20 protein-coding genes and 1 pseudogene are annotated in these 18,770 nt (G+C 54.7%); 10 read left to right on the forward strand and 11 right to left on the reverse strand.

Annotation, left to right across the window (positions count from 1 at the left end):
• The first annotated feature begins 229 nt into the window (after positions 1 to 229).
• Positions 230 to 460, forward strand: coding sequence for a DUF6124 family protein (locus C4J91_RS18360; RefSeq protein WP_124363629.1), 231 nt, complete (start codon positions 230 to 232; stop codon positions 458 to 460).
• Positions 461 to 550: 90 nt separating this feature from the next.
• Here the strand turns inward: C4J91_RS18360 and C4J91_RS18365 are convergent, their stop codons facing one another.
• Positions 551 to 1,336, reverse strand: coding sequence for a PhzF family phenazine biosynthesis protein (locus C4J91_RS18365; protein ID WP_124363630.1), 786 nt, complete (start codon positions 1,334 to 1,336; stop codon positions 551 to 553).
• A gap of 81 nt (positions 1,337 to 1,417) precedes the next feature.
• Positions 1,418 to 2,332, reverse strand: a complete 915-nt coding sequence (locus C4J91_RS18370) for a LysR family transcriptional regulator (protein WP_124363631.1) — start codon at positions 2,330 to 2,332, stop codon at positions 1,418 to 1,420.
• A gap of 140 nt (positions 2,333 to 2,472) precedes the next feature.
• Here C4J91_RS18370 and C4J91_RS18375 point away from each other — a divergent pair, with 140 nt between their 5' ends.
• Complete coding sequence (locus tag C4J91_RS18375; RefSeq protein WP_124363632.1) at positions 2,473 to 2,868, forward strand: RidA family protein; 396 nt, start codon at positions 2,473 to 2,475, stop codon at positions 2,866 to 2,868.
• Between the two features lie 229 nt (positions 2,869 to 3,097).
• A complete protein-coding gene (locus C4J91_RS18380; protein WP_124363633.1) occupies positions 3,098 to 3,997 on the forward strand; it encodes an alpha/beta fold hydrolase in 900 nt (299 codons plus the stop codon).
• Positions 3,998 to 4,264: 267 nt separating this feature from the next.
• On the opposite strand, the gene C4J91_RS18385 is transcribed toward C4J91_RS18380, so the two are convergent.
• Positions 4,265 to 5,308, reverse strand: a complete 1,044-nt coding sequence (locus C4J91_RS18385; RefSeq protein ID WP_124363634.1) for a DUF4062 domain-containing protein — start codon at positions 5,306 to 5,308, stop codon at positions 4,265 to 4,267.
• Positions 5,309 to 5,952: 644 nt separating this feature from the next.
• Between C4J91_RS18385 and C4J91_RS18390 the strand changes: the two genes are divergently transcribed.
• The 5 genes and pseudogenes from C4J91_RS18390 (at position 5,953) to C4J91_RS18415 (ending at position 10,438) form a co-directional block, all read left to right on the forward strand.
• The gene (locus C4J91_RS18390) at positions 5,953 to 6,669 is read left to right on the forward strand and encodes a hypothetical protein (RefSeq protein WP_124363635.1); all 717 of its coding nucleotides are present in this window, start codon (positions 5,953 to 5,955) and stop codon (positions 6,667 to 6,669) included.
• Between the two features lie 747 nt (positions 6,670 to 7,416).
• On the forward strand, positions 7,417 to 7,749 hold the full coding sequence (locus C4J91_RS18400) for a transposase (RefSeq protein ID WP_256681606.1): 333 nt from the start codon (positions 7,417 to 7,419) through the stop codon (positions 7,747 to 7,749).
• A complete protein-coding gene (gene tnpB, locus C4J91_RS27850; protein ID WP_256681607.1) occupies positions 7,716 to 8,081 on the forward strand; it encodes an IS66 family insertion sequence element accessory protein TnpB in 366 nt (121 codons plus the stop codon). The genes C4J91_RS18400 and tnpB overlap by 34 nt, the downstream gene beginning before the upstream one ends.
• Before the next feature lie 61 nt (positions 8,082 to 8,142).
• Positions 8,143 to 9,711: an IS66 family transposase gene (locus C4J91_RS18410; protein ID WP_124363638.1), complete on the forward strand. Its 1,569-nt coding sequence runs from the start codon at positions 8,143 to 8,145 to the stop codon at positions 9,709 to 9,711.
• A gap of 113 nt (positions 9,712 to 9,824) precedes the next feature.
• Positions 9,825 to 10,438, forward strand: a pseudogene (locus C4J91_RS18415) (LysE family translocator).
• Between the two features lie 282 nt (positions 10,439 to 10,720).
• Here the strand turns inward: C4J91_RS18415 and C4J91_RS18420 are convergent.
• From C4J91_RS18420 to C4J91_RS18435, 4 genes are all read right to left on the reverse strand, one after another.
• Positions 10,721 to 11,806: a hypothetical protein gene (locus C4J91_RS18420; protein ID WP_164484503.1), complete on the reverse strand. Its 1,086-nt coding sequence runs from the start codon at positions 11,804 to 11,806 to the stop codon at positions 10,721 to 10,723.
• Between the two features lie 70 nt (positions 11,807 to 11,876).
• Positions 11,877 to 12,191 (reverse strand): hypothetical protein, encoded by a 315-nt coding sequence (locus C4J91_RS18425; protein ID WP_005740720.1) that lies wholly within the window; start codon positions 12,189 to 12,191, stop codon positions 11,877 to 11,879.
• Between the two features lie 714 nt (positions 12,192 to 12,905).
• On the reverse strand, positions 12,906 to 13,301 hold the full coding sequence (locus C4J91_RS18430; protein ID WP_124363640.1) for a DUF6678 family protein: 396 nt from the start codon (positions 13,299 to 13,301) through the stop codon (positions 12,906 to 12,908).
• Positions 13,298 to 13,765: a hypothetical protein gene (locus C4J91_RS18435; protein ID WP_124363641.1), complete on the reverse strand. Its 468-nt coding sequence runs from the start codon at positions 13,763 to 13,765 to the stop codon at positions 13,298 to 13,300. The genes C4J91_RS18430 and C4J91_RS18435 overlap by 4 nt, the downstream gene beginning before the upstream one ends.
• 405 nt (positions 13,766 to 14,170) lie before the next feature.
• Between C4J91_RS18435 and C4J91_RS18440 the strand changes: the two genes are divergently transcribed.
• Entirely contained in the window at positions 14,171 to 14,470 is a 300-nt protein-coding gene (locus C4J91_RS18440) for a hypothetical protein (protein WP_124363642.1), read from the forward strand.
• Here C4J91_RS18440 and C4J91_RS18445 read toward each other — a convergent pair.
• On the reverse strand, positions 14,464 to 14,829 hold the full coding sequence (locus tag C4J91_RS18445) for a hypothetical protein (RefSeq protein ID WP_124363643.1): 366 nt from the start codon (positions 14,827 to 14,829) through the stop codon (positions 14,464 to 14,466). The two genes, C4J91_RS18440 and C4J91_RS18445, sit on opposite strands and share 7 nt — an antisense overlap.
• A gap of 529 nt (positions 14,830 to 15,358) precedes the next feature.
• Positions 15,359 to 15,814, reverse strand: a complete 456-nt coding sequence (locus C4J91_RS18450; RefSeq protein WP_124365184.1) for a thiol-disulfide oxidoreductase DCC family protein — start codon at positions 15,812 to 15,814, stop codon at positions 15,359 to 15,361.
• A 528-nt stretch (positions 15,815 to 16,342) separates the two neighbouring features.
• Here C4J91_RS18450 and C4J91_RS18455 point away from each other — a divergent pair.
• Positions 16,343 to 16,945: a hypothetical protein gene (locus C4J91_RS18455; protein ID WP_124363644.1), complete on the forward strand. Its 603-nt coding sequence runs from the start codon at positions 16,343 to 16,345 to the stop codon at positions 16,943 to 16,945.
• Between the two features lie 574 nt (positions 16,946 to 17,519).
• On the opposite strand, the gene C4J91_RS18460 is transcribed toward C4J91_RS18455, so the two are convergent.
• Together C4J91_RS18460 and C4J91_RS18465 are read right to left on the reverse strand one after the other, a co-directional pair.
• Positions 17,520 to 17,753, reverse strand: coding sequence for a hypothetical protein (locus tag C4J91_RS18460; RefSeq protein ID WP_124363645.1), 234 nt, complete (start codon positions 17,751 to 17,753; stop codon positions 17,520 to 17,522).
• Positions 17,754 to 18,010: 257 nt separating this feature from the next.
• Positions 18,011 to 18,724: a hypothetical protein gene (locus C4J91_RS18465; protein WP_124363646.1), complete on the reverse strand. Its 714-nt coding sequence runs from the start codon at positions 18,722 to 18,724 to the stop codon at positions 18,011 to 18,013.
• Positions 18,725 to 18,770: the final 46 nt, after the last annotated feature.

Raw genomic sequence — 18,770 nt, forward strand, 5'->3', positions numbered from 1 at the left:
GCTCGGTCGCTGAATTTCTCGGCGATCGGGTTTAGTAGCCCACGGTTTAACCTAACAAGTGCACACGCTCCCTCCATCAGACTTCCCGTCTGTGCTTGATGGTGGCTGTGCGTAGGGCGCCCTAGGGCGCGCCGGTTTTGTTAGGTTTCACCGGTCTACTAACCTGCGTACAGCTACCGCCTTATTGTTTAGTAGCGATGAGGTCGTGGCTCAAGCAAGGAACTTAACAATGGCTACCGATTCAACCGCGCTCTTTAGCGTCACCCCCCACGCCAGCAACGAAACCCTCATCACCAACAGCTACGAAACCTTCACCAGCGTCAGCACCCTGCTGCTCGACCTGTCCGAAGACCTCCACGGCAAACACCGCGACGTCGCGCTGGCGATTCATCAATTGAGTGAACTGGGCGTACTGCTCATTGGCAAATTGCTTGACCGTGAGGCGCCGTGTAGGGGTTGATTTACAGCGCTTAACTCACAATCCCGATCCATCGCCGAGTCGTTGCAAGCCATATGCAACCGCTTGGCGGTTTGCTTTTGATGGATCGCCTCAGATAAAGATACTGCCGCGTAAGTACAGCGCACCGTGGCCACTGATAATGACTCGGCCATTGTCCAGGACTTCACAGTACAGACGCCCCTTGCGCGCCCCTCCTTGCTCAGCACTCAGGCTGCGTTTGCCTAAGCGCTTGGCCCAGTAGGGCGCCAAGGAGGTGTGGGCCGAGCCGGTGACCGGGTCTTCGTTCACGCCTACCCGTGGGCCGAACCAGCGAGAAACAAAGTCGAAGTGACGACTCGGCGCGGTAACCGCGACACCGCGCACGTCGAACGCGGCCAGCGCAGCAAAGTCGGGATTGAGGCCAGCGATGATGGCTTCATCCTCGACCACCACCACGTAATCATCTGTGCGATAAAGCGCATCGATTCGTTCCAGGCCCAAGGCTTGCAAAAGGCCTGGCGGTACAGCTACGAGTTCAGGCTGCTTGGCTGGGAAATCCATGGCCAGGCGTCCGTCTTTACGATGTACCCGCAATTCACCGCTGCGAGTGGAAAAGCGCAGCATGTCACTGTTTTCGCCAAGCTGTTCGAACAGCACCCAGGCCGCTGCCAGGGTGGCATGGCCACACAGGTCGACTTCCACCGTGGGGGTAAACCAGCGCAACTCGAACACCTCACCGTTACGCACAACATAGGCGGTCTCAGATAGGTTGTTCTCTGCGGCGATTTGTTGCAGCGTCGCATCAGGCAACCAGGCCACCAGCGGACAAACCGCCGCCGGGTTGCCGCCGAAAGTCTCAGAGGAAAAAGCATCCACTTGGAAAATATCGAGTTGCATTTGGTTTATTCCTACCCGCTAGCGTTTTCTGTGACCCGGATCTGCTCCAGTGTCCAGTTCTGAAATGGGTTCACACCCGTTTCACCTAACCACCGGCGCATGCTCGGCCATCAATTCTATCACCCAGTCGATAAACACCCGCACCTTAGCGCTGACATGCCGATTCGGCGGGAATGCCAGGTACATCGGCATTGGCGCCATGTGCCAATCCTCGAACAGCGGCAGCAACTCGCCGCTGGCCAGGTGCGGTTTGGCCATGTACTGCGGTAGCCAAAGCACGCCAAGACCCGCCAGGCCGGCGGCCAGGTATGCATTGCCGTCGTCGACCGTCAGTTGCGGGCGCCCCTGGATCTCGATGCGTTCCTCACCACGCTGCATCGCGTAGGGCAAGGATTTGCCTGTGCGAAACCAGAGGAAGCCAACGGTACTGTGCCTGCCCTCCTCCAGCTCCTGGGGGTGCGCTGGCGTACCGAAGCGCTGCAGATAGCCGGGCGCGGCATAGATACCGATGTGCAGATCGCCCACGTGCCTTGCCATCAGCGACTGATCGACGATTTCGCCGCCGCGCACCACGCAGTCGACGTTTTCGCCAATGATGTCGACAATCCGGTCGCTCACGCCCAGGGTCAGCTGGATTTCCGGGTAGCGTGCAAAGAACCCCGGCAAGGCCGGTATCAGCAGCATTCGCGCGAATGGGCTGGGCACATCCACCCGCAGGCGCCCGCGCGGTGTCATCGACGCGCTGGACAGGCTGGTCTCGGCGTCGTCCATATCGACCAGTAGCCGGATGACGCGCTCGTAGTAGACCGCGCCATCGGCGGTGACGTTGACCTTGCGTGTGGTGCGGTTGAGCAAGCGCACACGCAGCCTCGCTTCCAGTTGCTGAACGAGCTGCGTCACGGTGGTCTTGCTCATGTGCAGGGTGGCTGCCGCCTTGGTGAAGCTGCCGGTTTCCACCACTCGGGCAAAGGCCTGCATTGCATCGAAACGGTCCATTTCACGCCTCACTGGTGTCTGGCTAGTTTGGATTCTACAAACAGTCATGACCAGCGTTGCGCGTTTATTCAGGTCGCTCGTCTTTTTACACTGGCTCCATCGTAAACAGCGGGCCACGTCGGCCCCGAAGGAGATATGAAATGACCAGTAAACGTGATGTGGTTTTCCCGCCTGACCGCCATGCACTGTACGAGCTTCACCGATACTCACCGGCGATTCGCTCCAACGGTTTTCTGTTCGTATCCGGTCAAGTCGGCAGCCGCAAGGATGGCTCGGCCGAGCCGGACCTCGCGACACAGGTTCGCCTGGCCTTCGCCAACCTCAACGCAATCCTGACCGAGGCCGGCAGTAGTTTCGAGGATGTGGTCGACACGACCATCTTCATGGTCGACCCCGACTCGACATTCGAAACAATCTGGGAAGTGGTGGCCGAGTACTGGGGCGAAGCGCCCTATCCGACGGCGACCGCTATTGGCGTGACTTGGTTGTCGGGTTTTGATTTCGAGATCAAGGTGATTGCCAAACTACCCCAATAAACTCGGCTCGGCCCTTCTCCGACTGTCGAAGGGGGCCATCTTTTTTTCTGGGGGGATGCTAAGGATTGCAGGCGGCGCTAGTTTTCCAGTGCCTGTGTGCGCCGTATAGTGGAAATATTTCTTCGGTCAAAGGAATGGCTATGATCCCGTTAACCTGCCTGTTTGTCGGTGTAATTGGCACCCATGAAATCGTAAAAATCAGCTCGCATTGCGCGAAAAGGAGAACGCCATGCGTGCAGAAATGATTCTTGCCGGGATCGGCACCGCGTTGGCGCTGTTGTCTGCATCGCCAGCCCAGCCTGCGCCCCTGCCGCAGGAAACTGTCAACCAGGGTGTTATCTCGGTGCAGGTACAAGGCTCGGGAACAGATATCATCCTGATTCCAGGATTTGCCTCATCCTACGAAGTATGGGTTGATTTGGCCTCCAGATTACGACAGAGCCATCGGCTCCATCTTGTACAGGTAGCCGGCTTTGCCGGCTCGCCTGCTGTGTCCGACCCAGAAGGGAAAGTAGTCGCGCCGACGGTCGAGGCAATCGCTGAATACATCCGCAGCCAGCGCCTAGACGCGCCGGTCATCATCGGTCATTCGTTGGGTGGTGAGGTGGCACTGATGCTGGGTGCTCGTCATCCCGATCAAGTGGGACGCCTGATGATTGTCGATGCGATGCCCTTTTATACATTGCTGTTCGATCCCTTCGCGACCCGTGAAACGGCGACCCCGCAGGCGGCTGCGATGCGCGACGCAATGTTGACCGCAACCCCTGAGCAGGCGCAAACCCTGCAGCAGGCCTCCATCGCCCGCCTCGCCAAAACTGAAGCGGTCAGGCCAGCCTTGGTCGCTGCGGGGATGAACTCGGACCGAACGACTATGGCCAATGCCATGTATGAGCTGATGGTCACTGACCTGCGACCTGAGCTTGGACGCATCAAGGTGCCTGTCGAGGTCGTCTATGCCTATGACCCGCTTTACGGCATAGAGGCGTTCCACGTTGATGCAATGTTCCGTAACGCCTATGTCTCGACCCCAAATATCAGCTTCAGGCGTATCGACGGTAGTTTTCACTTCATCATGCTGGATCAGCCAGAACTGTTCGCCGACGCTGTCATCGAGTTCCTGAATCCGTGAACGGCGGCGGAACTGCTAGAGTGATGAATTGCCCTGATGATCGGTAAGTGGTACGGCGAAGCGACCACCCTCCCCAGGTTGAGGTCTTCAACATTCATGCGCCCAGTACTTCATTTAGCGAGCCCTATGCATATTGCGAAGCCTTTGCAGCGCTCAAGGCTGACAACCGAATCTTCAAGCTAGAAGAACTGCCAAGCTGAGACACGAAGGGGTCGAAGGGTTCACTGTTGCTTATCCCCCTCCCGCCTGCTGGCCACGCTCAATTCTTTAGGAAAGCTTGCGCCCGATTCGAAACAAAGTGTCTTCCAGCCACTGGTTGAAAACGCCCTGTGATGCTGGAATCAGCAGTTTTCTTTCCTCAATGTTTTTCTCACTGCGGTGTGGCATGGACATCGACGATGCAGGGGTAGTTGGTGGCTCTGCGTAGACTTGGTGAGAAATTCCGTAGATCCCCAACTGGAACCAGCCTCCCTTACCTCTGCTAATCAAACTAAAAGCTTCTTCCGCAAAGCGTTTTAGCCGGCTGGGCGAGATGTAATAGGAGGCAAAATATTCGCCGCCCTTTCCTGGGGCTGCCATAGGAATAGAGAGCCAGCTCATCCCGTTATCGTGATACCGCCAAGAGGCCTCCTCCGCATCTAGGCCGGTGATGTCTCCCTCGTTAAATGACTTGTAGCCACCCTTGATAGAAACCAAGCCCGCCTGAGAAAGCTTGAGGAAGAATTCATCATGCTGGGTGTGCACGGAACGCAACGTACCCGAGAGAATGGGCTGCGGCAGAAACACGAGCTCTAGGCGATCTTCACGAGGCCGGCTACTCCAATTTCGGCTGTTGCTACGATTCTGCAGGTGCTGAACGAACTCCTGTTCGGAAATGGCGCTGCGACTGGCTGCAAGTTGGCTTAGCCCCTGGATGATTTTGTCTGAGAGATCGCGATCACCTGTGAAGGTGGAACGGAAAAGGCCGTCGACGTAATCGGAAACCTCCCAGTGAAAGCGCTTTTGATCATCCTCAACCGGAACCTCTTCCAGAAAAGCTAGGATGGGTTTATTGGCAGCTTTGGCACGATGGAACTCCTGCTGAGTGACGGACTCACCTGTGTGGGTTTTGAAGCCGAAGTCCGCGCCAAGAATCAGCACCACTACGTCGGCCTGGTCAACCTCAGTCATGCATGCGACCTCAGAGGAATAGGGTCTTGCACCAAAATCCTCACACATCACTGGTGTGTGCCCCAACAGAGAAACTGCTTTTTTGGCGGCCGCACGATAGTGCTCAAAATTACGTACTACAGAGCTGATAAACACGTTCATAGCAGTCCCCATCACTAATAGGCCACATCCGTTTCGCCTCATCATACCGGCCGCTTTACTCAAAGTGACAACTGCCAAAAAAAGCTTGTCGCTGAATAGCCCCCGATTTCGTAAATACTGACTGCTTTTGACTGATTGCTGCCTCTCGCCAAGGGCTGCAATAGGCCAGAAGCGGACGTTCCCAAGCGCCCATGAGCGGATGCTCGTCAAGAAGTTATTCAGCTTATCGAAGCTGCTGCCTTGGGCACGGTTTGCTGAGGGCGAATCTGTTTCTAGCAATTATTTTTGGGAACTCGACTGTAAGTTCTACCATCTTGTACCCTCTTGATATGATCTAGGTTTGTAACTCCAACCCTTGGTCCAATCACCTCCGCAGTAGCCCCCGCCTGGCCCATAGCGCGAATCGCTAGACCTGATCGACACTGAATCGACTCGAAGCCCCATAAATGACTGCAAGGGCGTACTTAGGGTCTCTCCAAAGTCCCCTTTTCTATGGAAAGTTCAAACCAACTGATGGCTACGCTTTGATTAAAGTCGTGAGAACGGTCAGCTTGAGCTGCTTTGTGGTTGGTTGTATCTTGCTCTGAGGCTTTTGGATGACGCAACGCTAGATACCCTAGCGGCTCGCTTCATGGGAGTAAATTATGACTGAATCTGCGTCGAATTTTGTCAACTTGCTGATCAAACTAGTGAATGAGTGTGGGTGTATACATGGCGATCAAGGTCGAGCTATCGAATATCTCGCGCGCCCATCCTTTTCGATAGATGTCGATCCACGGGTAGAGACAGAAGACAACGGTGCTGCATTGTACGCTATGCAAAGTGCGCTCATGAACGAAGCTGACAGGCGTTACGGGAAATTTGAAGAAAACCGAATTTTTCCTCGACCATTCTACATGCAGGATGAGAGGGAAAGAAACTCTAAGATCATGGCTTTATTGGATAGTTATGACTATGGAATTAAAGTTGGAATGGCATATGACACTTGGGAACGTGTTTTTTATCAAGTGTGCCACGAAACTATTCATCTTTTAAATCCAGCTACCGCTCCTATGGGTCGGCCGATTATTGCGGCCACGCTGGATGAAGGGGTGGCAGTAAAGTTTGCTGAGGACATGTACGCTGAGCACATTTCTAGCTATTGCCCTATGCACTATTTTGATAGCCCGCTACAAGCGCATGGCAATAAATACAAGCAGGCTTATGATGCTACAAGCAAAATTCCAGACTTAACTTTAAAAGCTATCCGGTCGGAATTTGGGGGGTTTACACGAGCCAATGATGCTAGACGATTGTTTGAGTTGGCGGGCGAGTATATTAGCGAAAACGAAGCAAGGTTGCTGTGCTCAAACTTCCAATAGATTATGTTTGAGCGATAGGGAAGACGGGATACCAAGCAGAAAAAAGGGGGCTGATTTATTTATCGAAAAATAAATCAGTCCCCTTTTCTGTCTTAAGTAGTGTACGGAGAGAAATACCCCCCGGAATTGTTCCTGCTTTCGTAGATGCTTTTGAGCGTCTGCTTTTGGCCGATAGCCCCATCATGACAGCCAGAGCTCGACCAAAAGAGCGCTAGCCCTCGAAGACGATTCTAAAGGCTCTAACCGCTTACTCGTTTCCATACGCACATTGCGCAGGCACGGTTTCCAAGTATGACGCGTACAGCGGCTCCGAAAAATAGCCGATCTTAATCGAGCAACAGCGGGCGCCGATTGAGCTAATCACTGCTGCTGCCCATAAGGATCCATCGTTGCTCCAAAGTATGGAGATCGAACGCAAAACCCCAAAACGCTGGGTAGGCTGGGTGCCCTTTTGCAAGCCAAAATGAGGTTACGTTTTCGGCCTGATTGAGATTCACTGATTGGAACAAGGCTTCCGCTAAAGAGAGGATTTCCGAGCGCTTAGTCAACAGATACAGTGGCCCATAACCGCCATCGCCCGCGTGAAGCAACAACTCCAGTGCCTGGCTTCTGGCATCCTCCACAGACACTGAGGTCGTATTACCGTATCCGTCCGGCCAAGTCATCTACCCAACCCCGCGAGGCCAGCACATGGTGTGCACTTAAATTTAGGTGGACACCAGTTCTAGCCTTGTAAGCGGGTATTTCATGCAGCTACAACGCCGTTCCTACTCAAAGTCCTTCAAGGCCAAGGTCATTCAAGAGTGTGCCCAGCCCGGCGCTTCTATTGCCAGCATCGCGCTCAGCCATAGCCTCAACGCAAACCTCGTCCATAAATGGATTCGGGTACAAGCGCAGAAAAACACGGCGGCGCAACCTGCGTCTATTCCGTTACCCATGCAGCTGGCCGGAGTAAATTCGCAAGCTGCATCATCGAATATCTGCGTTGAGATCCAGCACCCGCGTGGCACTGTCAAAGTGAACTGGCCAACTGAAAGTGCTGCTGCGTGCGCGACTTTTCTTCGAGACCTGCTGCGATGATTCGCATCGACTCCATCTGGCTCGCCACCGAGCCGATGGACATGCGAGCTGGCACCGAGACCGCGTTGGCCAGAGTGATAGCGGTGTTCGGTGCGGCGAAGCCGCACTGTGCTTATCTGTTCGCCAACCGCCGTGCCACTCGGATGAAAGTTCTGGTGCATGACGGCTTCGGCATCTGGCTGGCTGCTCGCCGCTTGAACCAAGGTAAGTTCCACTGGCCAGGCATTCGCCATGGCTCTGAAATAGAGCTGGATGCCGAGCAACTCCAGGCCCTGGTGTTGGGCCTGCCGTGGCAGCGCGGGGGCTCCGGCGGTGCGATCACACTGCTTTAACGGCTGCCATTAGCCTATCGGTCTATCGCCGCGAATTGCCTGGTTTGACAAAATCGTCACCATGACTTCGCTCCCCAGTCTCGATCACCTTACCCCTGAACAACTGCGCGCTTTGGCGGCGCAGTTGATACAGCGTGTCGAGACACTCGACCAGCAAGTCGAGACGATGGGCAAGACGGTCGAGACCATGGGCAAGAAGATCAACCGCGATCAGACGGTGATCGAGAAACTGACCCATGAGATCGCGCAACTCAAGCGCTTGAAGTTTGCCAAGCGTAGCGAGCAGTTGAATCCGCAGCAGACCAGCTTACTCGATGACTTGATCGATACCGATATCGCGGCGATTGAAGCTGAGCTTCAAGCCTCGCAAACAGCTCCTACGCCGACCGAGAAAAAGCAAAAGCCCAAGCGCACCGCGTTGCCGGCAGAACTTCCACGCACGTTGATTCATCACGAACCGGACAACACCCACTGCCAATGCGGCTGTGCACTCAAGCGCATCGGTGAGGACATCAGCGAGAAGCTGGACTACACGCCCGGCGTATTTACCGTCGAACGCCATGTCCGTGGCAAGTGGGTCTGTGATGACTGCGAAACACTGATCCAGGCGCCGGTTCCTTCGCAGGTCATCGACAAGGGCATCCCGACCGCCGGGCTGTTGGCCCACGTCATGATCGCGAAGTTTGCCGACCATCTGCCTCTGTACCGTCAGGAATCGACTTTCGGTAGAGCGGGCCTGGCGATTCCACGCTCAACCTTGGACCAATGGGTTGGCGTTACTGGCGTGCAATTGCAGCCTTTGGTCGATGCGCTACGCGATGTAGTGCTCGGGCACCAAGTCATTCACGCCGATGAAACACCCGTGCAGATGCTCGCTCTAGGCTCGAAGAAAACCCATCGTTCTTATGTGTGGGCCTACGCCACCAGCCAATTCTGCGAAACAGCGGCTGTCGTTTACGACTTCAGCCCCAGCAGAGCCGGTGAGCACGCTCGCAACTTCCTGCAAGACTGGAAGGGCAAGCTGGTGTGTGATGATTTTGGCGGTTACAAGGCCAGTTTTCAGCTCGGCGTGACCGAGATCGGCTGCATGGCCCATGCGCGGCGCAAGTTCTTCGAATTGCATGCCACCAACAAGAGCCAGCTCGCCGAGCAGGCCTTGCGTTACATCCAGTTGCTGTACGAAATTGAGAGCGAAGTCCGCGACCTAGAACCGGATTTACGCCGCCGAATACGGCAGGAAAAAGCCGTACCGGTGATGGATATGCTGCATGCCTGGATGATCGCCCAGCGCGATCTCGTGCCCGAAGGCTCGGCCACCAGCAGAGCACTGGATTACAGCCTGAAACGCTGGGCAGCGCTAGCGCGCTACCTTGATGACGGGGCCGTACCCATTGACAACAACTGGGCAGAGAACCAGATCCGGCCGTGGGCTCTTGGTCGTAAGAACTGGCTCTTCGCAGGGTCGCTACGCAGCGGAAAACGGGCCGCGGCGATCATGAGCTTGATCCAGTCTGCGCGGCTGAATGGTCATGATTTGTATGTATATCTAAAGGATGTCCTCACGCGCCTGCCGTCGCAGCGGGCGAGTGAAATCGATCAGTTGTTGCCGCATAGGTGGCAGCCTATCTAGTTACGCAAGGCTTGATGCCCGGACGCATACGTAAAAAGCCCCTAATCTGAGGGTGCTGTGTAAAACTCTTACTTTGGTGACGATCACCGCCTACAGACCTCGCGAGAAAACACATGATCGACGGTTCCGCTGTTTTGACAGTGTTTTTGGTCTACTTGGCTGGTGTCGTTATTCCTGGGCCGAATTTCGTTGCAGTCGTCCATAAGGCGGTGGCTGCGACACGGTCTGAAGCCCTGGCCTTGGTAGCGGGAATCGTGGTGGTCAACCTGTTCTGGTCAACCTGTGCGATTGCAGGGCTCGGGATTGTATTTGCTACGCTCCCCTGGGCTGCGTTTGTTGTAAAGGTGCTGGGGCAGCCTATCTGATGTGGTTCGGGCTCCGATTGTTAATCAACGCAGGGAGGAACGCTCTCGGCCCGCTAAATGATGCCGTCGCCGGCAGTTGCCGACAATCCTTTACTCAAGGGGTGATTACCAACATTGGTAACCCCAAGTCCATGGCCTTCTATGCCGCTGTTTTTTCAGCCGCAGCTCCGGCCCACGTTTCGCTAGGCACGTTTTTGTCGATGCTGGCAGTGGTAGTGGTGGTTTAAATGGCTTGGTATGGAATGGTCGCAATCGCTCTTTCGCAGCCTAAGATTGCTTCCGCTTATCAAGGGAGGAAAAAAGCAATTGACCGACTGTGCGGTGGGTTGATTTTGTCGTTGGGGATCCGCCAGCTGGTTTAGCAATCCTGTGACTGAAAACTGGGCTGGGTAGGTGACTTCGCTGAACGCATACAGAATTTCTTTGTGGCTACTGGTGTTTCGCCGTGGTGAGGCATGAATCGCCCTTAGTTTCGTAGACGCCATCAAGCTTCAAGGAAGGGTTGCTAACTCTGCGTAACTGTCCGTTTTTGGCCGAGAGCGGACCTTTTCCCGTTATCTCTACCAACCCGTAGTAGCTCTCTAAGTGCCGGCAGGGACCGGTTATCAGCCCCTGACCACAAGCAGCTTCCCAACCCAGAAAATTTAATTCTCCTTTCCAACACTCAGTTCACGATGTACAACCCGGTGGCAATTTGCGCAGAGGCATTGTAAATCCTCCAGGCTTGTCAGATGCCCTGCCGCCATTTGCGCAACCTGCACGGTCCGATGGTGTACCTCGATGCAGGCCTCTCCATTTTCGGCGCCGTAAGCTTCAACCGGATCAATTTTGCAGCGCTCGCAATAGAGTCGTCCGTGGTTCTTCTTGAATTCAGCTTTCTTGGCAATCGACAAACCTGGGGCGCGCTCCTTCCGTAGATGAGCTACGAGCCTGGGCTGCCCCTCAGTCCATACTCGATCTTCATGCAGTGTTGACAGTGCAGGATCAGCTATCAAGGCACCTTTGGGCACTATACGGAAGCCAGCACCTTCCAGGATTTGAAAACAGACGCTGCTAACGCCAGCGATGAAATGTTTTGGCAGTATCTGAAATCCCAGAGCTCGTGTAGCAGCTAAGCCAAATACCGCCTTCGGTGGCAAACGGAGATTTTCATCAACGATCAGGTCGTAATCGGTTGAATCAGCAAAGCCAGGTGAATCAATTCCTCTGATCAGGTCCTGAACAGCACGCCATATATGCTCGGCGGTGACTCCACGAAGCACTTCAACCGGAAGCCGATCGAGGCTTCGTAGATTTTTATCTACAGGAATACCACCAAGCGCGAGACTTAATGCCTGAGCATCGCCCCCAGATATCGTCATCCGAATGCGTCGAGTGGAGTTGCCTCCCGAGGACTCAGAGGACGATCGGCCAATGGCCTTCATTCGACTGGAAAGGACTTTCACAACCTGATCAACAGGCACCTGGCCCTCCTCCGAGGTCAGTATCGTTCGCTGAGAAATGGGAATGCCTTGAACGCGGCTGCTATCAACCCAGACGCGTTCTACTGCAAACGAAGCCCGCTTCAGCCTGGCCAGTAAAACAGAAAGCCCCAGAGCATATTCGGAGTTGATCGCGCCCTTACCTTTGGTACCGCCACGACTGTGGAATACAACCTCGTCCGACTCGATCCCGAAGTGCGCGTCGATTGGATTACCATCGTCAGAAATAATCTGAAATAAACGCGCCATGTCTGCCGCTGCTCCCTAAAGTTTCAAGCGCCTGATGGTAACGCACGCACAAGGCGCAAAGCTGCCCTAGTTAACTGCCAGGATAGGTATCATGGAAAATGCCCTTGGCGGCAAGCTGCTTGTCGTAGGCCTCGACCACCAGTTGTTTGGCCTCTTGAAATCGATAGATTTGCTCATCATAGATGAATGCCAGCTCACCCCAGAAATGATGAACCGTAGAAAGGGCAACGACATTGTCGTGCCGATCTGACCGACCCTTCTCCTTCACTTCTTCCAACTTGTCGCGGGTGCTCATTCTGCCGCCCGCAATACCGGCAATCCCATGTTCCAGAACATGAACGAGGATTTTCCATGCGGGATCATCGTCTTCGAAGATCTTGATCATGTTGCCCCCTGGCTTTTGAGCAGTCCTAAACTATACGGATTGGCTGATCTCATCTTTGGCCAATATAACCCTCTCCCTGCACTTCCTCTTTTCCGCTCCCCCCACAGCAGTCCGCCCAGTCATGTATTCCGTGACCGGCCTATCGCGCTCGGCCTTCTCCAAGCGCCTCCAAGAACTGACTGTTATCTCGCCCGGCCACGTGATCTTGATCATGCGCCAAGCCTGACGTATGCAGCAAGGCCAACCGGTCATGCAGCCGATGCCTGCGGCCACTAGTGGAGGCCGCATTTACACAGGCATTCAGCAAGATGATCGGAGTGCTACCAGGGACGTATTGGAAGCAGTTTAGGTGTAAGCGAACGGTGAACACTCCTACCTCACGATTAGGTGGGCATCCGCTTAATCACGCAAGATGCGTTCGGCCGACGTTTACGTATTACCCACGACACAGTCTTTGGAAACAGAACTACGAAGGGCCTCTTCGAGAGTTTGGCTTATACCAAGAGGGCCGTAGGTATTTATCCAGACGGTATAGTTGTATCCCTCCAAGAGATGTTCGAACCTGAGAACATCTTCTGGTCTGGTGTCTATCACTATTTTCATGCTGGAACCACAGGGGCGGCCTTGGGTTAGTACGCAGGTTACTGGGACCAATCCGGCTTGTTCGTTGTTGGTCTCTCTTGGGCCGAAAGCCGTCGTTTAAAACGTTTGAGTTCAGCACCAAACAGGCTGCATGCCAAGTCTGGTATAGCCCCATACACGAGGCGTTTCGCCTTCGATCGAAAACGGAAGGTTGTGTTTTCTTAGTGTGGACAGCAACCAATCGAGCGAAACCGCTCTGAGTTCGATCCACTCGATTTCCGCTACCGGATGGATGTGGTAATGCCAATCGCCATCCCAGTCTGTGCAATAGCCGCTCGGCGCTAAAACACTGTGCAGTCTGAATTCTGGTTGCATTTGCGGTGAGCGAAGCATTGCCTCGATCAGCTCGGCCCATTTGGTCTTATTCATCACTGACAAAATTGTGCCGGCAGCCAACAGCTTGTGAAGCTTCACTTTAGCAGCATCGTCGGGCTCAGGAAGTTGCGGCTTAAAATTCGTGCCCCTCATTGACTCGGCGGTTCCTTCTGCAGTTTGTCGAACGTCTCCAGCGCTGCGCGGAACTCCTCCAGGGAAAAGCTTACCGGCTGGTTTTCCACGTTCCAGCGAGTAGAAATACCCACTTCCAGCTTGCCGGAAGCGCTCCAGCCGAAACGCCGCCAATGTACGGTGTCGCCGTCGATAACCTGTTCGACCATCAGCACGGTGCAGTCGAAGTCCATATCATCGCTGCACACCAGCAGTGGTACAAGGGTGGAGCTGCCGTCCTCGCCGGGAATGAAGCGACGCCTGGCGAGGGCATCTTCTTCCTCATCCATTAACCACATTAAGGAAAGCCCAAGCAAGGCGACACTGGCGTCATTCAGGTGGGAGGCCAACCATTGCTCGATGGCCACATCGTCAATGGTCAACCACGCGCAAGTGCTGCGGGAGAAGGCCGCTTGATGGTAAGCGGCGTGGATGCGGTGATGCATGAACGAATCCGTCTGTTAATAGAGGAAGCCTAGCGAGCTATTGTGCCTATTTTTAATGCGCTCATGGGTAGCAATAATTTGGTTTTGAGCAGCCGTTATTTTCCAGAAGCGTCGGACCAATCTCGCAGAGAGATCGGGGGCAGACCACGGTTATAAAATTGTGGTCTGGCCCCGATTTTCAGGCCCCGATTTTCACAAGCCGTGCGAGTGACTGCTTTTGGCCGTTAGCTGTCAGTCGCCCCATAGTCCCCACACCACCGCGAACCATGCCGCAACTGCTGATCGCCCCACCCTTGCCCCGGCGCATGGCTCACCACCACTGATGCAGTTGCACTCCCGAAACTCGGAACGACCCACTGCGCCAGTAAGTCTACCCATATCTCCCCATCGGTAAGGTACAGCGCAATGGACAAGACAATCACCCCGGATCAACTAGCTACCACTGACCTTAGATCAATCAATGAGATATGGCTCGGCGGGGCTCATACCCCGTTCTGTCTATGGCGCGGTGAGCAAGTCTTCACCCATGAAATGCTCAGCGAAGGCACCCACGATCAGAATGTCCGGCGCCTGTGCTTGCAGTTGGTCAACGCTGACGATCAAGGTGAAGTCGCCAGCGTGGAGTCGATCGCCCGCCAACGGCTGGGAAAAATGGGGAAGAACGGCGAGTTCTATCCGGCAGAGGAAGCGGACACTCATCAATAGTCGCTCCGCTTGGCCAGGCGCAGACGCCAATTCCCGCCGTGTTGAAGACGGCATTCTTCCTCGGAATCGAATCCTACGCAGCGGTGCAGTAACGGCAGATCCACACCGGCATCGCTCAGCGCGGTGCCTGTCAGTTCACGCATTCGCTGGTCTTCTCCCTTGGCCAGGGCTTGCTCCTTGCTTGTTCGGGTATCGAATACCCAGATCACTCGCAGGCTTTGGGGGAAAGCGGCGTAGTCGGCTTCATGGGTCAGCCATTCAAAGCCGGGGATTTCAGCCTTGGCGGTTTCACAGGCTTCGGTCAGGGCGGCAACCAGACGACGTTCGATACCTACGCTGTCGCGTTTGGTGGAGGGCATTGCGGGCTCCGGTGGGAAAGCGAAAGATGAACCAATAAAAAATATCACAGAGTGGCTTTATGCGATCTAGTCTCTATCAGGCAAAACAGCAGCTCATAGGGACAGTAAACAGTATCCATTGCTTAACTCATCGAGGGATCGAACATGTTGAAGTCACTCAATATCATGGCAACTGCATTGGTGTTGGCCGGAATAATCTCCACCAGTGCTTACGCAGCCGACACACCAAAAGCTGAAGCGGCGGCGCGCGGTCAGAGTATCGGCACCGCAACAGTTGCCGCGAATGCTCCAATGCCATGCCCACCTGCAAACCGAGGGGCCAGCGCGACGGGAACCGCGCCTGGCACCGATCATGCCGCCTGCACAACTGCCAAGAATAATGCGAGGCAGGCATTGCGCGCCCGAGTGCCTCAGACCTGCGCGGCTTACATTTCGTCAACCAGACCCTGCGAAGTCGTTAACTAACGCACCCTGGGTTCAGCTTGAAAAGTCCGCCGCAGAACCTGCGGCGGCAACCAACATCACAGGTTTAGCAGGCGCCCCCCTTCAAAAAACGTTGTTCATGATCGGGGTCGGGCAACAGGCAGGTGTCATATTTTCCGAAGAGTCGATAGCGGTTTAAAGCAATGCGATCATAGGCCCAATCCCGAATTGGGCGTGGGATGCCACGCAACAGCCCCAGTGGGCGCCAGCCGGCAGGCAGTTGGGCAATGATTTCGAAAACCGCATTTGAGCGCACCCAGTAATGCCGGTCACGAATTACCGCCATGGTATCGAACTGATCCAACGGCAGCCCCGCCCAGGCGAGCAGCGCCTGGCCCTCTGGCGACTGTACAGCCGCCAATCGCACGCGCCGGTGACGATCATGGCGAATCAGGAACCGAGCCCAGCCATTGCACAGCTTGCACACGCCGTCGAAGAGCACCACGGTTTCGCCTGGTTTGAGGAATGGCGCGGGTGAGGGGCGGGTTTGGGAGGCGGGTATGAGCATGGGTCCAATCGGGCCGGGTTATCTCGGATCATACCCGCGCCTGGCACTATTCGGTACCGCATCCAGTGCAGCCTGTAGCCCCTTTATTGCAGGGGTCAGTGAAGTTGGGCCCGCTGTCACCACCGAAGCTGCGCCGCTCATGGAAGCTTGTCCGCCCCCGCAAGTGCACAAGCTTCATAAAGTAGACTTTACGTCCTTGCTTGATGGGGGCTGCGTAGGCCGCCTCCAAGCGCGCCGGCTTTGAATATCCACCGCTCGACTCACCTTGCGCAACTGCCACCACCATTTTTTATGGATCTCCCAGCGCCCCTGCTCTGTTCCAATATAAATGAGCTGCTTCGATTACTTTCAGTCCCGAAAGCACTGCTCGCTCATTTATAGATCAGACTACCCCTATTATGCTTGTATGGGTAGAATACGTCGCTGCAAAAGGAATTGCCGAAGTGATGCGCTCTCTTCTTATCCAGCTCCTTAGCACCTAATGCATTGACTACAACCTAAAACTTCACGGAGCTGTCAACAATGGAAAAACTTTACGTAGATGTTGAAAAGAATAACAGCACAGAGGTAGGCTCGACAGAATTAATGCTTTCTGTCCGAACAGCGTTTGGCGCTGAGAGTGATGTCGTAGTGGGCTACTCAGGGCTCAACAACCAAAAATACAGGCTCCATACCGGCGATGCTGTTTTGTACGAAACACCCGCAGGAACTTTCGATATTCGCGTAATCACTCAGACCCAAGACAAAGTTAAATTTCGCGTCACCCTTCTTTCACCCACGTTAAGCATCGCTGGAGCGTTCAGTTCCAAAGACACCAACAACACCGCATTCTCGGAATCAGAACTCGACAAGATCAAAGCCAGTTTTGAACAGGTGAAAACCGAGTTAACCTCGCGCAAAGACATCGCGCAAGAGCAGATAGCGCTGATCAATGAAAAACTTGATGAGATAGTTGAAGCTTCGCATCGTCTTGGTCGGAAAGACTGGATCAACTATGCCGCCGGCTTGTTAACTAGCACTTGTGTTTCTGCTGCGTTCACGCCCGGCCTGATTAAAACCTTATTCTTAACTGTTAACTCAGCATTCAGTTGGTTATTCGGTGGTGCACTTCTACTTCTGGAGTAACACTCAGACAATTCGCACTTTCGTGAAAAAACGGACGGATCTATTTTCATTACAACCGTCCGCCTAAGCCTGGGCGTGTTCAATTGCAACGATAGGAAGACGGGCGCTTCTGACCGCGAGCGCCCATTGATTTGGACAATAAGCAAAAAGGACTAAAACACCTACAATCTCCGCCAATCTACCTGGCCGTATAAGTTCCGAGCGTTTTATTGGCGTGAGGATGGCTACAGCGATGAGCTTTTAGTTGTCTATCAGGGCAGGTTGTCTTTCCTACAAAAAGAAGAAGTTTTTAGGTAACGACGCTGAGCTCCGACTCTATAAAGAGCGGGATACATCGGCCATTTAGCCTGCATTGGCCAATGCGACACGGTAAGAAAACAGAGACCACTCTGTTTTCTTTGAAGTAGTAACTTCCCTTTTAATCCGCTGGAATGGCTGAATCAAGGTAGCCCAGGCTGGCATGAGCGTTATCGGGACGAGCGGAACGCAGGTTGTGGATAGGTCAATTGATGCCTGCCCTGACAGCAACCTAAACCGAGGGTGCCCTCGTAGCAGTACCCAGACCCGGCTCCCCCTAGACCTTCAACTCGCCCGCACGATTGCTCGCCGCATCATCGTAAGCCACATACAGCGACTCTGCGATCTGGCTCTTGATGGCCTTGGTGGATTCCAGGCCCAACACAAAACCCTCGGCTTTGCCGCCCGCACGGTTGAGTTCTTCATGGGTGGAAGCGCCGGTGATGGCGTCGAGGAGTTTGGCGGCGTGAGGGCCGACGCCTTTGGGCAGGGAGATTTGGTCGATGGACATGGCGGTACCTTTAAAAAATGAACGGTAGCGCATAGACCACTGCCGGGATGGGCATGGTAGACCAGCTGGCAAAGAAAGGGGCTACTTTGCGCCGAAAGTGGGTAAAAACCTGCCCCTCTCGCTCAGCTCGAACATCACGCTGGTAACGGATGGCTTTCAACCACCAATGGCTTCACCTCATGCCTTTCCAGCTATGGCCTGTGCCGGTGCAATATCTCTGTGACCATGTGGAACACACCAGGGCTCAATCCACATCCTCACGCCTGCCCCGCACGCCGCGCATACATCGCCTGCTCCGTCTCTGCCGTGGCCCGCTCACCTTTGTAGGTCAGTTGAATGATAAAGAACCGTTCCCTGCCACCCTTCACATCCGAGGGGTCATAGGTTCTGAACAACGGCGCCAGATCAATGGTCTTGGCGAAATTTTCGTTGGTCAGGCTGTAGTAGCCCATGCCGCTGCCGGACCAGGGCGAGCCGGCGTCTGTCATGTCGATGGCGGCATTGCGGAAGGTCACCGCGGCCGTTTTCAAATCAGCGGAGCCATTGAGCAGTTCGGTGAGCCGCTTGATATTCGCGTCGCTCAGCTGACCGGCCTTGTCGATGACTTTCAGGCGGCCATCGGCTTCGACGGTAAAACCATAATCGGTTCTGGCCAGGTCGGGGGCGGTGCTCTTAAGGGTGGATGCGAACGCGGTGAAGGCGCTTTTGAGCACCGCCTGGGCACTATGGAAGCGGTCGACGAAGCGAGGAAATTCCGGTGATTCGGAGCGGCCGACCCACACGTCGGTCACCTGCGGTGGCTCGCTCGCGGTTTGGGCGGCTTCGCTGGGATGATAGACCGCAGCCGGCCCGGCATTTGCCAAGGATTGCTTGGCCGCCTCCGGCAATGCCTGGGGCGTCAGTTTCTGCTCGGAAGGCGCAAGTCGGATATTGGCAGGGGCTATAGTGGTAGCGCTGATGGAGAGTGTCATTTCAATCGGTCCATGATCGGCGGGTTCATGGAGGTTATCGACGTGA

Source organism: Pseudomonas sp. R3-52-08, assembly GCF_003851745.1.
Lineage (GTDB): Bacteria > Pseudomonadota > Gammaproteobacteria > Pseudomonadales > Pseudomonadaceae > Aquipseudomonas.

Coding starts and splice junctions, on each gene's coding strand:
- C4J91_RS18365 (WP_124363630.1), bottom strand. CDS start 1,336: ATGCAACTCGATATTTTCCAAGTGGATGCTTTTTCCTCTGAGACTTTC.
- C4J91_RS18430 (WP_124363640.1), bottom strand. CDS start 13,301: ATGAGGGGCACGAATTTTAAGCCGCAACTTCCTGAGCCCGACGATGCT.
- C4J91_RS18425 (WP_005740720.1), bottom strand. CDS start 12,191: ATGATCAAGATCTTCGAAGACGATGATCCCGCATGGAAAATCCTCGTT.
- C4J91_RS18370 (WP_124363631.1), bottom strand. CDS start 2,332: ATGGACCGTTTCGATGCAATGCAGGCCTTTGCCCGAGTGGTGGAAACC.
- C4J91_RS18375 (WP_124363632.1), top strand. CDS start 2,473: ATGACCAGTAAACGTGATGTGGTTTTCCCGCCTGACCGCCATGCACTG.
- C4J91_RS18360 (WP_124363629.1), top strand. CDS start 230: ATGGCTACCGATTCAACCGCGCTCTTTAGCGTCACCCCCCACGCCAGC.
- C4J91_RS18420 (WP_164484503.1), bottom strand. CDS start 11,806: ATGGCGCGTTTATTTCAGATTATTTCTGACGATGGTAATCCAATCGAC.
- C4J91_RS18380 (WP_124363633.1), top strand. CDS start 3,098: ATGCGTGCAGAAATGATTCTTGCCGGGATCGGCACCGCGTTGGCGCTG.
- C4J91_RS18455 (WP_124363644.1), top strand. CDS start 16,343: ATGGAAAAACTTTACGTAGATGTTGAAAAGAATAACAGCACAGAGGTA.
- C4J91_RS18385 (WP_124363634.1), bottom strand. CDS start 5,308: ATGAACGTGTTTATCAGCTCTGTAGTACGTAATTTTGAGCACTATCGT.
- C4J91_RS18400 (WP_256681606.1), top strand. CDS start 7,417: ATGCAGCTACAACGCCGTTCCTACTCAAAGTCCTTCAAGGCCAAGGTC.
- C4J91_RS18465 (WP_124363646.1), bottom strand. CDS start 18,724: ATGACACTCTCCATCAGCGCTACCACTATAGCCCCTGCCAATATCCGA.
- C4J91_RS18410 (WP_124363638.1), top strand. CDS start 8,143: ATGACTTCGCTCCCCAGTCTCGATCACCTTACCCCTGAACAACTGCGC.
- C4J91_RS18440 (WP_124363642.1), top strand. CDS start 14,171: ATGGACAAGACAATCACCCCGGATCAACTAGCTACCACTGACCTTAGA.
- C4J91_RS18460 (WP_124363645.1), bottom strand. CDS start 17,753: ATGTCCATCGACCAAATCTCCCTGCCCAAAGGCGTCGGCCCTCACGCC.
- C4J91_RS18445 (WP_124363643.1), bottom strand. CDS start 14,829: ATGCCCTCCACCAAACGCGACAGCGTAGGTATCGAACGTCGTCTGGTT.
- C4J91_RS18435 (WP_124363641.1), bottom strand. CDS start 13,765: ATGCATCACCGCATCCACGCCGCTTACCATCAAGCGGCCTTCTCCCGC.
- C4J91_RS18390 (WP_124363635.1), top strand. CDS start 5,953: ATGACTGAATCTGCGTCGAATTTTGTCAACTTGCTGATCAAACTAGTG.